A 12,697-nucleotide genomic window follows, 5' to 3' on the forward strand; every position below is an offset into this window, starting at 1 on the left:
GCCACAACCGGGGCTCACGGTCGGACGCGATCGGCGGGCGCGGCCACGAACATCTACAGGCATGACTAACGTTCTGCGTCGGGCGACGCACTGGAACCGCCCCCTGATGTTCTTCGTGTACGTGATGGCGGTGCTCGCCGTCGTCTGCGCGATCGGCGTCTTCGTCGACTCGCGCGTCCTGGTCGGCGCGCCGATCTGGCTCAAGCCGTTCAAGTTCGCGGTGTCCTTCGTGCTGTACGGCGTGACTCTCGCCTGGATGCTCACCCTGTTGCCACAGCGCAGCCGAGCCGCCGAGTGGGCCGCTACAGTCATCGTCGCGATGTCGGTGATCGAGTTGGTGGTGATCGTCGGTCAGGTGGTACGAGGGCAGACCAGCCACTTCAACGGCACCTCCGCGCTGAACAGCGCACTGTTCTCGGTGATGGGCGCGGCGATCATGGTGCTCTTCCTCGCGCACCTCCTGATCGGCATCGTGGTGCTGATCCGACGGATCCCGGACCGAGCCGCCGCGACGGCCGTCGGGTGGGGGCTCGGCCTGTCGCTGCTGGGCATGCTCGCGGCGGTGCCGATGGTGCTGCCCATGCAGGAGCCGGGAATCGACGGCATCTCCGGGGCGCACAGCGTCGGCGTACCTGACGGCGGGGCGGGTCTGCCGGTGCTCGGCTGGAGCACCGCCGGTGGTGACCTGCGCATCGGGCACTTCGTGGGGCTGCACGCCCTCCAGGCGCTGCCGATCCTGGCGATCCTGCTGAGCCGCTTCGCCGGGCGGTTGGACGAGCGCACCCGCGCCCGGCTGGTGGTGGTCGCGGGCGCGGCGTACGGCGTACTCACCGTGTTGTTGACCTGGCAGGCCCTGCGCGGACAGCCGCTGTTGCGCCCGGACGCCGGCACGCTCCTCGCGGTCGCCGCCCTGGTGGTCGCGACGGCGACCGCGAGCGGCCTGGTGCTGGCCCGCCGTAGCCGACCGGAACTGGCGCTGGCGGCATGACCGCGACGCTGTTCACGCTGACGTTCGCGGTGGCCGCGCCGTTCTGGGCGCTGATGGTCCTGCTGCCGAACTGGTCGTGGACCGCCCGGATCATCGGCTCGCCGCTGATCGTGCTGCCGGTCGTGGTGATCTACGCGCTGCTGGTGCTGCCGGCGTTCGGTGAGGTGCTACCGGCCGTGGCGTCGCCGACCCTGGCCGGGGTGCGCGACCTGCTCGGCACCTCCGACGGGGCGGCGGCGGGCTGGGCGCACATGATCGCGTTCGACCTGTTCGTCGGGCGGTGGGCGTGGTTGGACAGCAGGGAACGGGGGGTGCCGGCGCTGGTGATGGCTCCGGTGCTGCTGCTGACCATCCTGTTCGGACCGCTCGGCCTGGCCGCCTACCTCGCGGCCCGGACCCGGTGGCGGCGGCCGGCGGCCGCCGTCACCGGCCCGCAGCGCCTAGGCTGACCGTCGTGAGCTGGCTGGGGCGACTGTTCGACCTGCGGGACACACTCGTGCGGATGGTGCTGCTCGACCTCACCGGGTTGTGCTACCTGCTCGTCGTCCCGCACTCCACCAGCACGCCCACGATGGCACAGTGGGTCCTCGCGGTGCCGGCGTTCGCGGTGGCGCTGGCGGCGCACCGTCGACCGGTGGTGAACATGGTGGCGCAGACCGCCCTGCTGGCGGTCGCCATCAGCCTGATCGACGACTTCACCATCAACCAGGTCGGCGCCAGTTGGGCGTTGCTCGAGATGACCATGCGTGCGCGCGGCCCCCGGGCCATCTGGCTGGCCACCGCGCTGCTGGCGGTGGTCGACCTGACCGACTCGATCGGCGACCCGCCACGCCGGTTCGCCTCCGGGGTCGTCGGGCTCGCCGTGGAGGTCGGCGTGCCGGTGCTGCTCGGCCTCGTCATCCGCGCCAACCGGGAGCTGAGCCGGCAGGCCGTCGAGCGGGCCCTGGCCGAACAACGCCAGCACGAGTCGGAGAGCCGTGCGGCGCGCGCCGACGAACGCAGCGCCATCGCCCGCGAGCTGCACGACGTCGTCGCGCATCACGTGGCATCGATGGTCCTGCGGGTCGGCGTCGCCCGGCACGTGCTCACCGACCTGGACCCCCGGGTGGGCGAGGTCTTCGACGACGTGCACGGCACCGGCACCGCGGCCCTGGCGGAGCTGCGCCGGCTGGTCGCGGTGCTGCGCAACCCCGACGGGGTACGCGGTGACGCGGCGCTGACCGCGATCGAACCGGCCGCGCTGCCGGCGGCGATCGGCGCGTCCATCGACCGGGCCCGGCAGGCGGGTGTCACCGTCGAGGCCGATCTCGACCCGGCGATCGGCTCACTCGACGCGGTGCGCGGCATGGCGGTGCTGCGACTGACCCAGGAGGCGCTGACCAACGTGGCCAAACACGCGGGGACGTCCGCGCTCGCGCATCTGGTGGTCGCCGTCCGGGACGGCTCCGTGCACTGGGAGGTCACCGACAACGGGCGCGGTGGGGTGCCAGCGGGCGTGCCGGCCGGTGGCGGGCACGGCATCACCGGGATGCGCGAGCGCGTCGAGGTCCTCGGCGGCCAACTGGAAGCGGGACCGACCGGCACCGGGTGGCGGGTGCGTACCGTGCTCCCCGCCTCCGCCGCCGAGCCGTCCGCCCGGTCGCTGCCCCGGGACCGCGCGGCGTCGGCCGGGGCCCCCGCGCCGGAGCCGGCGTGATCCGGGTGCTGCTGGTCGATGACCAGCACCTCATCCGGGCCGGGCTGCGCATGCTCTGCGACGCCCAACCCGACATCGAGATCGTCGGGGAGGCCGACAACGGCCGCGAAGCGATCGGGCTGGCGGGGCGGCTCCTCCCCGACGTCGTCGTCATGGACCTGCGGATGCCCGGTGTCGACGGGATCACCGCGACCAGCCGGATCCTCGCCGAGCGCCCCACCACCCGCATCCTGGTGTTGACGACGTTCGGCGACGACGACCACCTCTACCCCGCGTTGACCGCCGGGGCGTGCGGGTTCCTGCTCAAGGACGCGCCCCCGACCGAGCTGCTGGACGGCATCCGCAGGGCCGCCGCGGGTGACAGCCCGTTCAGCCCGGAGGTGCTGCGTCGCCTCGTACAGCGCGCGGTGCACGCCCGCCCCGAGCCCGCACCGGCCATGCCGGGGCTGACCGCCCGGGAACGGGACGTGCTGAACCTGGTCGCCGAAGGGCTGTCCAACACCGAGATCGCCGACCGGCTCCACATCGGTGTCACCACCGTCAAGACCCACATCACCAGCCTGATGACCAAGACCGACAGCCCCAACCGGGTACGTCTGGCGCTGTTCGCTCGCGGTGCCTGAGCGAGAACCCGTCAGCTCACCAACTGGTACGCGAACTGCACCTCGAGGCCGGTCGCACCGGCGGCATTCGACACCCGCAGCCGCAACCGCTTCGGCCCGCTGATCCCGTCCAGGGCGTACGGGGCGGCGAGTGTGGTGGCCTGCAGGGTGGTGTCGGTGCCGAGCGCACCGCCACCGGCGGCGGTCCCGTCAGCGTCGAGCCGCACGCTGCAGGTGCCGGCGGTGAGTCTTCGGGTGACCCGGACGATCCGGATCCGTTGACCGTCCAGGTAGAGGAAATTGCCGAAGTCGACCAGGCCGTCGGTGACCGGCCCGTCCACGCGGGCGTTGAGCCAACCGTCGTACTGCGCGACGCCCTTGTTGCCGACGAACCGGGTCTGCGCCGTCTCGTTCCCGGTGATCTGGTACGCCCCGACCGTGTTGCCGGCCAGGTCGTTGCCGGTGACCAGCACGTCGGTGGCGTCGCACACCACCCCGTAGTCCTGTCGGGAGATGCCGTCGGCCAGCGAACCGATCGCGTTTCCGGTGACCACCACGCGGGACGCGGTGGACCGGATGTTGATGCCGGTGCCGTTGCGCCAGGCCGTGCCGCCGCCCGCGTACGCCCGACTGGACGTGACGCCGACCAGATCGAACGCCGACTCGCTGACGACGGTGATCCGCCACTTGCCGTTCGCCTCGGTGCTTCCGGTGACGTCGCTGATCGTGATCCGGTCACCGGTCTCCCACCCGTGCGGTGCGCTCGTGGTGACCCGGACCCCGCCCGAGCCGTTCGCGGCGACGTCGGCCACAGGTCGGGAGAACGACGGGTGGGCGGTTCGCCCGTTGTTGCCGATCAGACAGCCGGTGACGGTGACCCGGGTCGAGCCGATGTCGATGCCGTTGCGACCACAGCCACGGATGACGCTGTTGGTGATGGTCGCGCTGCCGGTGAAGCCGGCACCGACACGGACCGCGTCGTGCTCGTTGTCGGCGGAGATGTAGGTGTTGGTGAACTGAGCCTGCGCCCCAGCCTCCAGGAGCACCGGGACCCCGTGGCCGTTCTCGAAGCCGCCGCCCTCGAAGTAGAGGAACTTGGGACCGGCCTGTCCGGTGCGGTTACGCAACCAGATGCCGTGCCGACCGAAGAGCACCGCGGTGGCGATGAACTTGATGGATCCGCCGAGTCCGTCGATGACGAGGTTGTCCGTGTTGGTGTTGCCGGTGCCGGCGGCGATGCCGCACTGCACGAACTCGACCGGATCCGCCCGGGAGAAGTCACCGACGCCGTTGAGCAGGATCACCTGCTCGCCGCGGAACCCGTTCCAGACGCAGTTGAGGAACCGGATCGAGTTGCAGCCGCGCAGCGCCATGCCGTTGAAGCCGTCGCGGAACCGGACGTTGGTGAAGGTCATCATGTAGTTGTTCTGGAGTTCGGAGCGTTCCGTGGCGACCAGGTATCCCCCGGTCAGCCCTTCCCCCCGTACCTGTAGGTCACGCAGGCCACCACCACGGACAGCCACGAACTGGAACCCGTCGGCGGCGCCCGTCGCGATCACGTACTGGGTGGAGTAGTCGACGTTGTCGGTGACCCCGGCACCTTGGAAGAGGACCGGCACGTTCTGCACCCGCACCGTCCGTTCGAGGCGGACCTTCCCGGGCCCCGCCTCGATCACACCGCCGATGGGAAGGGCGTCGACGGCCGCCTGGACGCGCGCCGAGTCGTCCGCCACGCCCTCACCCGTGCAGCCGAACCAGGCCAGGCTCAGCCGGTTGCTCGCCGGACGCCTCCAGCGCCCGGTCGCCACACCGGCGACCGCGAAGACGGTGCCGCCGTTGTCGGCCTCGGTGCTGCTCGCGTCCCAGTGGAGTTCACCGCCGCCGAGGCCGGGCCTGTCCGCGTGGTAGCCGATCAGGGCGACCCGCTGGCCGGACGCCGTGCCGGGCGTCGTCCGCAACTGCGCGACGCTCGCGATGGTGGCGTCGGCCGCCTTCGGTCGGCCCCGATCGGTGTCCGCCGGCTCGGCGTGGGCGGACGTCGGCGTGAGCAGTTGCCCGCCGGCCAGGACCGCGCCGGCCATGCCCAGCGTGGACAGCGCGCGCCGACTGATCCGCGCGTCGGGTCGGTCCGGCTCGTTGTGACGGGGGCGCTGGTGGGGCCTGTTGTCTTCCTGCACGGCTTCCTCCTGGGTGGTGGGGATGTCAGCCCTTGACCGCTCCGATGACGACGCCCTTGGCGAAGTGCTTCTGCAGGAACGGGTAGACCAGGCAGATGGGGACGAGCGAGACGACGAGGATGGCCATCTGCAGCGACTGCTGGGGTGGCACGACCTCACCTGGCAGGTCGACCCCGACGGCGGTGTTGTCGATGACGTACGTGCGCAACACGAGCTGCAGCGGCCACTTCTCGGTGGAGTTGATGTAGAGCACGGCGTTGAAGAAGGCACTCCAGTAGCTGACCGCGTTGAAGAGCGCCACGACCGCGAGCACCGCGCGGGACAGCGGCATCATGATGCGGACGAGGATCTGCAGCTCACTGGCACCGTCGATCCGGGCGGCGTCGATGATTTCCTGCGGCACCTCCAGGAAGAAGGCGCGCACGATGACGACCTGGAACGCCGACACCAGGGTCGGCAGGATCAACGACCAGTAGGAGTCGATCAGGCCCAACTGCTTGATGAGCAGGTAGTTGGGGATCATGCCCGCGTTGAAGAGCATGGTGAAGAGGACCAGCAGCAGGATCGGTCGATGCCCCCAGCTGCCCGGTCGGGACAACGAGTACGCCAGGAACGCGACGACCACGACCGACAGGCCCGAGCCGACCAGCGTGACCCCGATGGACACCAGGGTGGCCCGGGTCACCACGCCGCCGCTGAAGATCGCCCGGTAGGCGTCGAGGGACGGGTTCTGCGGCCACAGGACGTAGCCGCCCGCGTCGGCGATTTGCGCCTGGTCGGCCAGGGACGTCGAGATGACCGCCAAAAACGGTGCGATCACCAGTGCGCAGCTAATCAGCAGGACGACGCCCTTGAGACCGCGTACCGCCAGGTTGGGCGCGGCGGCACCGTTGATCGTTCTGAGTTGTCCTGCGCGTGAGGCGGGCAGCGCCTTCGCCGGTCCCGGCCGGCGCTTCGTCGAGGTCACCATTTCGCGTACAGGCCCCTCTCCCCGAACAGGTGTGCCACCTTGTTCGCACCGAGCACCAGGATGGCCCCGACCAGGCCCTTTACCAGGCCGACGGCGGCGGAGGTGCCCCAGTTGCCGCCGACGATCCCGTAGTTGTAGACATAGGTGTCGAGCACCTCGGACGCCTCCAACCCGACCGGTCCCTGCTGGAGGAAGATCTGCTCGAAGCCGACCGAGAGCACGTCGCCGAGCTTCAGGATGAACAGCAGGATGATGACCGGTCGGATGGCGGGCAGGGTGACGTGCCAGAGCTGGCGCAGCCGGCCGCCGCCGTCGACGGCGACCGCCTCGAACAGCTCCAGGTCGACCCGGGAGATCGCGGCGAGGAAGATGATGGTGCCCCAGCCGGCGTCCTTCCAGATCACCTGCGAGGTGATCAGCGCGAGGAACAGGTCCGGGTTGCCGATGACCTCGATAAGCGGCAGCTCGTGCATGCGCGCCCAGGTGTTGTAGAGGCCGGCGTTGCCGAGCATGTGCTGGAACAGGGCCACCACGATCACCCAGGACATGAAGTGCGGCAGGTACAGAATCGACTGTGCGATCCGTTTGATCCGTTCACTGAGCAGGCTGTTCAGCAGCAGGGCGAGGCCGATCGGCACCGGGAAGACCAGGGCGATCTGCAGGAACGAGATGATCAGCGTGTTGGTGAGGGCGTTGAGGAACGCCGGGTCGCCGTTGAAGATGATCCGAAAGTTGTCAAAGCCAACCCAGGGCGACTCCGCGATGGTCAGGTAGGGCTGGTAGTCCTTGAACGCGATCACGTTGCCGAGCAGCGGGACGTACTGGAAGAGCAGTACCACGAACACCCCGGGCAACCCGAGCAGGAGTAGGAAACGATCCCGTTTGAACCGCTGCCAACCCGACAGTCTCTGGCGGGCCGGAGCCGGCGGGCGGCCCGCCGACGGTGGAGGCGCTCCGGTGGTGCCGGGGCCCTTCGCCGGGCCGGCCGCGGTTACGCCCGCCGAAGCGTGCGGGTCCGCCGCCGGTCCCCTGGGCACCACGCTGGAAGCCATCCTCGTTCCTCCTCTTCTCGCTCTTCTCGGTGACGAGCTCAGTGACGGCCTCAGTGACGACGCCGTCGCAGGGCGGATCAGCCCTGCTTGGCCCGGGCGGTCTCATAGTCGGCGCGCATCTGGTCCCCGCCGGCCCGGCGCCAAGCCGTCACCGCCTCGTCCCAGTGGGCGATCGGCTTGCGACCGGAGACGACGTCGAGCTCGGCGTTGTCGATGATCTTGCTGAGCTCGCCGGCCTTGTCGATCGCGACGTCCGAGTAGAGCCCCTCGGCCGGGTTGCGGACGATGCGCGGAATGACCTTCTCCTGGTACACCCGCTGGGCGTCCACCCGACGCCGGTCGCCGGGTCCCAGCACGTGCGGCGCGTCGGCGATGTACTCCAACGGAAGTTTCACCTCGGTGGCGCCGAGCCCGGTGCGGACCGGAACGTCGTCCTTCCAGGTGTAGTGCTGACCCTCGACGCCGAAGCGGCGGAACATGTACTCGCTGGTCCCGACGGGTGTGGCGAGCCAGTCGCAGATGCGCAGGAGCTGCCGTAGCCGGTCCGGGTCAGCCTTCTTGAAGGCGGTCAGCGCGAAGATGGCCGTACCGGCGCGGTTGGTGCCCGCGCCGCCGTCGTAACCGGGTGCGGCCATCCCGCCCACCTCGACGGAGTAGGTCGTCGTGAGGGTGTCCCAGGCCGCGTAACCTTCGGAGATCATCGCGATGGTGCCGTTGCCGAACAGGTCCCGCAGGTTCAACTTGCCGCCGACCGAGTCCGGGTGGAACAGCCCTTCCTGGTACATCTCGGTGGCCCGGACGAGCGCCTGCTTGCGCTGCTCGGTCTCGTACTCGGAGACGAACTTGCCGCCCTCCTCCTTCCAGAGGTTCGGCACACCGAGCATGTTGCCGACGAACTCGATGACCCGCTTGGGGTTACCGAACGCCCACCGGTTGCCCCGGGCGTCGGTCAGCCCACGTGCCAGCTGGAGGAACTCCTGGTAGTTGGCCGGGTCGGGGTTCAAATCACGCTGCCGGATCAGGTCCACACGAGAGAACGCGATGGTCCCGACGACCGCACGCGGCACCGGGATGGCGTAGATGCCGGAGCCGAACGCGGTGGGCAGCCACGAGTCGGTCGGGATGTTCGCCAGGAACGGGAAGTCCTTGATCGCGCTGCCCGACACCAGGTCGCTGAGGTCCGCGCAGAGCCGGGTCAGCACATCGGCCCGGCGGGTCAACCGGGCCGAGATCGTCAGCATGTCCGGCAGGTCGCCACCGGCGATCACGGTGGAGAGCTTGTTGAGGTAGTCGGCCGACGGTGTCATGGTGACGTTCAGGTTCGCGCCGAGCCGGTTGTTGAGCTGCTGCCAGAACTGATTGCTGCCTACTGCCGGCGGCGCCGGGTTGAACATGTTGGTCAGCACCGACACGTCCCCGGCGCCCGCACCGGGCTTGTCCCGGTAGGCGTCGACCAGGGTGCGCGGATAGTTGTAGTAGCCAGCCATCAACCCGTCGGCCGAGGCCGGCAGGTCGGGCTTGACCAGTTGGGACGGCAGGTAGTCGGGTAGCTTGACGGTGGCCGGGCCCTTCGGGGCGGTCGACTCGCTGGTGCCGCATCCGGCCAACAGGCCGCCGGAGCCGGCGGCGAGGGCGGCGCCTCCGGTCAGCGTCAGGAAACGGCGTCTGCTTAGATTCGGATCACGCATGGCCGACTCTCCAATCAGGGTGTCGCGGTGGAATGTGGGACGTGCAGGACGAGCGAGACGACCTGCCACGGAGTCAGCTCCACGGCCAGCCGACCGTCCTGGTCGGGTGCCAGTCGGGTGATCTCCCGTTCGTCGGCGTGGCAGAGCACGGCACTGCCGGTGCTGCCCGCCGGGTGACGCAGCCGCAGTCGGCCGGGCCGACCGGCCAGGTCCTGCAACCGCAGCAGCAGCCCGCCGCCGCGGGCGGAGCCGACGGTGGCGTGCACCCAGTCCGGCAGGTCGAGGTCGAGCAGGGTGCCCGCCGTCGCGCTCAACGGGCGGACGTCGGTGTCGAACTTGTCCAGCCGGGTCACCTCGGACACGGCCGCTGCGGCGCGGACCTCCCGCCCGAAGCGGCCGGCGGCGACCGGGTCGAAGCCGGCGAGAGGGGTGAAGGCGTACCGGAGGGTCAGCGTGCCGTCCTGCTCCGGAGGGGTGTTGGTGGGCCAGTAGTTGTTGAGCACCCAGGAGAAGAGGGCACTTCCCGGCGCGAAGTGCCGCGCCCAGGCCCCGCGAACCACATCGCCCACTGTGAACAGCGGAGCGTCCACGGACGTCCAGGCCACCGCCGGGCCGCCCGGGGCCGCCTCCACCACCACGCCGTACTGGGTGGTGAACCAGTCGTGGCAGGCGCCGGGCGCGTGGTCGGTGGCGGGGTCGATCCAGCCCTGCTGCCGGTCGTAGCGCACCGACGGGTGCTCGCCGGCGAACGGGAATGCCACGTAGACCGACTCCTTGGCCAGCACCCGCTGCTTCTCCAGGCGTACGAGCACGTCCACCCGGTCGGTGCCGTCGCGCAGCAGGATGTCGACCTCGACGCGCGGCAGGCTGGGAGCGGTACCGACGGTGCGCAACCGCCAGCCGTCGTAGGTACGGCGTACGCCGACCGGGCGCACCCGTGCCGGGGTGACGGTCAACTCGGGCGGGTCCACCTCGACCTGTCCGTCGGCCCCGGGGCCGAGCCGCCGCCCCAGCAGGGTGCTACGCGGGGCAGGCGGATGCGTGTGCGGCACGGAGGTGTGTTCGAGGTCGTCGCCCCGGGTCAGTGAATCGGGGCCGTCGCGGACGTAGAGGACCTCGCCGAGCCGCCAGGGTGCGGCCGGGTCGAGCAGTTCCCGGCCGGTCGGCCGGTGCCGTAGACCGGTCACCGCCCCGGTGGCCGGGTCGAGGGTGATCAGCCAGCGCGCGGTCTCCAGGCGTGCGGGCACCTGGCCCCACTTACCGTCAGTGGTCCCGGCGCCGCTGGTGGTGGTGCCGTCCTCCGCGCCGGGGGCGAGGGTACGGGTGGCACCGATGGGCAGCGCCCGGTAGCCGAACGCGGGAACGTCGGGCACCGTGAGGCGCAGTGTCTGTAGCCCGTTGCAGTCGGCGAGCACCTCGGCCGGCAACGGCTCGCCGTCGAGCAGGAACGGGGCGCCGAGCAGCGCCTCGACCTCGACCTCGACGTCGCGCTGCCAGCCGAGCGGGTTGTGCACGAGCAGGGTGGGCCCCTGGGTGTGCACGAGCTCGCCGAGCTGGCTGAGCGCCCGGCGGGTCTCGTCCAGCGCGGTCCGCAGCGCGGTGTGCACCTGGTGCCGCTTCCAGTCGAGCTGGTCGTGGACCTGCCCGCCGTGCGGGTGGGCGGTGCCGTGTGCCCATGTCCAGGTGTGCTCACAGCCGAACAGCGCGCCGTCCCAGGCGGCGTCGAGGGCGTCGCGGCGTACCCGGTAACGGGGGTCGGCGAGGGTGACCATCGCGGCGATGCCCTCGGCGGCCGGCAGGGCGCTCTGCACCCGCCGGTGCTCCGCGGTGATCGTGGCGCCGGTGCCGACCCCGTCCTCCCAGTAGCTCCCGCCGTCGCCGCGCCAGACCGGCAGCCGGTCGGCCAACGGACGGACCGCGTCCAGATAGTCGGCCATGGTGGAGACCCGGATCCGGGGATAGGCGTATACGGCGTTCCACCGGTCGGCGAAGCCGGCGTCGCCGTCGGCCAGATCCTCGTTGTCGGCGTGTGTGCCGATCACCGCGAGGTCACCGGGCAGGTAGTCGGACCGTTCGTAGCGGGCCAGCAGCCGGGGGAAGGCGTGCGCACCGCCGGCGAGGGTCTGCGGGTCACCGGCCATGAACCGCAACTGCGAGTAGGTGTCGGAGAAGTGGGCGAGGATCCGTTCGCCGCCGGCACCCTCCCACATCACCGGGCTGCTCAGATGCTGCGCGTCGCTGTCGGCGTTACCGCCACGGTGATGGTTTTCGATGCCGACGAACGCGCTCACGCCGAGCGCGTTCAGCATCGACGGCAGGGCTGAGCTGTACGACGGGACGTCGGTCAGATTCGCGTAGCTGACCGGCACACCGTGCTCCTCGCGTAGCCGGGCGGCCAGGTAGGCGGCACGGTACGTCTCCTCCAGGCTGGCCACGCCGGAGAGGAAGAGGCTGTGGAAGGCGTTCACCGCCAACCGTCCGGAGCGCAGCGCCGCGAGCAACCGTTCGGCCCGCTCGGGGGAGCGGCTGGCCAGGTACTCGGCGACCACCAGGGAGCCGTCGACCGAGAAGGCGAAGCCGGGATCACGGTCGAGCTGGTCCAACGCCCGGTCCAGGTTGCGGCTGTGCAACTCCAGCACCTTGCCCTGCACGTCGGTGTAGCCGACGTCCAGGTGCACATGCGGGATCAGGTGCAGCGTCCACTTGCGTGGTGGACGCAGTTCGACCCTGCTGGGCGTACCACCGTCGAGGCTGACCTCGGCGACGGTCCCGGCGGCCGGCTCCGGGACCGGGAACCGCACCCGGACGTCGCCGAAGTGCCGGCCGGGGCGGCGCAGGTCAAGCAGGTGGCGCTCGGCTCCGATGCGCACCTCGGCCTGCCGGGGCCAACCTGCCCGCGCCGGCACCGACACGGTCAGCTCCAACAGTTCCCGCAGCCCCTGGTCGGCGCGCAGGAAGAGCGGGGTGGCGACGAGTTCCGCCGTGGGATCGGCCGGTTCGGGGCCGCGGGCCGGGCGCAGGGTGAGGCGGTGCCAGGTGATGCCGCTCCCGAAGTGGTTGCCGAACTGCTCGCGGTGGCGTCGGGGCGCGTCGGCCGATTCGGCCGGCACCGGCCCGGTCGCCGCCGTCACGTCCATCGTGGTGGTGATGGTGATGGTGTGCTCGCCCGGCCCGAGCCAGGTTGCCGGCAGGCGTACGTCGAGGGTCACGTCCCCGGCGATCGGCCCGTGCCGGTAGGTCTCGGACCGGTCGGCGCGCCGGACCCGGGGGTGGAACAGCCCTCGGTGTGCCCCGTCGACCTCGATCTCCAGGTCGGGGCAGGGGCCATGACCGGCGGCGAATTCCAGCCTGAGTACCCACCCGGCGGCCGGCACGGCGTCCGGCGGGACCCGCAGCGGCACGTCGACACGGTGCGGCTGCCAGCCGGTGCCCGCGTTGAGCGGCCCGGGCTGGAACGCCGGCAGGTCCACGCCGGGGATGGCGAGCGTCGCCGTCAGGTCCGTGGTGGGCACGGTCACGCTGCC

At 70.7% G+C, this 12,697-nt stretch carries 9 protein-coding genes; 4 read left to right on the plus strand and 5 right to left on the minus strand.

From position 1 onward, the window contains the following. Nucleotides 1–61: 61 nt before the first annotated feature. From V6U86_RS27595 to V6U86_RS27610, 4 genes are read left to right on the plus strand one after another with little or no spacing between them, the layout of a single operon-like run. Nucleotides 62–988 (plus strand): hypothetical protein, encoded by a 927-nt coding sequence (locus V6U86_RS27595; RefSeq protein ID WP_334508189.1) that lies wholly within the window; start codon nt 62–64, stop codon nt 986–988. Beyond that, complete coding sequence (locus V6U86_RS27600; protein ID WP_334508191.1) at nt 985–1,437, plus strand: ABA4-like family protein; 453 nt, start codon at nt 985–987, stop codon at nt 1,435–1,437. Before V6U86_RS27595 ends, V6U86_RS27600 begins: the two co-directional genes overlap by 4 nt. Nucleotides 1,438–1,442: 5 nt before the next feature. Further along, a complete protein-coding gene (locus V6U86_RS27605; protein WP_334508193.1) occupies nt 1,443–2,684 on the plus strand; it encodes a sensor histidine kinase in 1,242 nt (413 codons plus the stop codon). Next, nucleotides 2,681–3,307, plus strand: coding sequence for a response regulator transcription factor (locus V6U86_RS27610; protein WP_334508195.1), 627 nt, complete (start codon nt 2,681–2,683; stop codon nt 3,305–3,307). The genes V6U86_RS27605 and V6U86_RS27610 overlap by 4 nt, the downstream gene beginning before the upstream one ends. 11 nt (nt 3,308–3,318) lie before the next feature. Here the strand turns inward: V6U86_RS27610 and V6U86_RS27615 are convergent, their stop codons facing one another. The 5 genes from V6U86_RS27615 to V6U86_RS27635 all read right to left on the minus strand — a co-directional run bounded on the left by V6U86_RS27615 (nt 3,319) and on the right by V6U86_RS27635 (nt 12,691). Continuing rightward, the gene (locus tag V6U86_RS27615; RefSeq protein WP_334508197.1) at nt 3,319–5,463 is read right to left on the minus strand and encodes a ubiquitin-activating E1 FCCH domain-containing protein; all 2,145 of its coding nucleotides are present in this window, start codon (nt 5,461–5,463) and stop codon (nt 3,319–3,321) included. Nucleotides 5,464–5,488: 25 nt separating this feature from the next. Continuing rightward, the gene (locus tag V6U86_RS27620; RefSeq protein ID WP_334508199.1) at nt 5,489–6,283 is read right to left on the minus strand and encodes a carbohydrate ABC transporter permease; all 795 of its coding nucleotides are present in this window, start codon (nt 6,281–6,283) and stop codon (nt 5,489–5,491) included. 143 nt (nt 6,284–6,426) lie between these two features. Further along, nucleotides 6,427–7,485: an ABC transporter permease gene (locus V6U86_RS27625; RefSeq protein ID WP_334508201.1), complete on the minus strand. Its 1,059-nt coding sequence runs from the start codon at nt 7,483–7,485 to the stop codon at nt 6,427–6,429. 77 nt (nt 7,486–7,562) lie between these two features. Then, complete coding sequence (locus tag V6U86_RS27630) at nt 7,563–9,173, minus strand: extracellular solute-binding protein (protein WP_334508203.1); 1,611 nt, start codon at nt 9,171–9,173, stop codon at nt 7,563–7,565. Nucleotides 9,174–9,187: 14 nt separating this feature from the next. After that, nucleotides 9,188–12,691, minus strand: a complete 3,504-nt coding sequence (locus V6U86_RS27635; protein ID WP_334508205.1) for a hypothetical protein — start codon at nt 12,689–12,691, stop codon at nt 9,188–9,190. Nucleotides 12,692–12,697: the final 6 nt, after the last annotated feature.

The organism is Micromonospora sp. CPCC 205558, from assembly GCF_036902955.1.
GTDB lineage: Bacteria > Actinomycetota > Actinomycetes > Mycobacteriales > Micromonosporaceae > Micromonospora.

Excerpts from the sequence above, each read along its gene's own strand:
- V6U86_RS27600 (WP_334508191.1), top strand. The coding sequence starts at position 985 with ATGACCGCGACGCTGTTCACGCTGACGTTCGCGGTGGCCGCGCCGTTC.
- V6U86_RS27595 (WP_334508189.1), top strand. The coding sequence starts at position 62 with ATGACTAACGTTCTGCGTCGGGCGACGCACTGGAACCGCCCCCTGATG.
- V6U86_RS27630 (WP_334508203.1), bottom strand. The coding sequence starts at position 9,173 with ATGCGTGATCCGAATCTAAGCAGACGCCGTTTCCTGACGCTGACCGGA.
- V6U86_RS27625 (WP_334508201.1), bottom strand. The coding sequence starts at position 7,485 with ATGGCTTCCAGCGTGGTGCCCAGGGGACCGGCGGCGGACCCGCACGCT.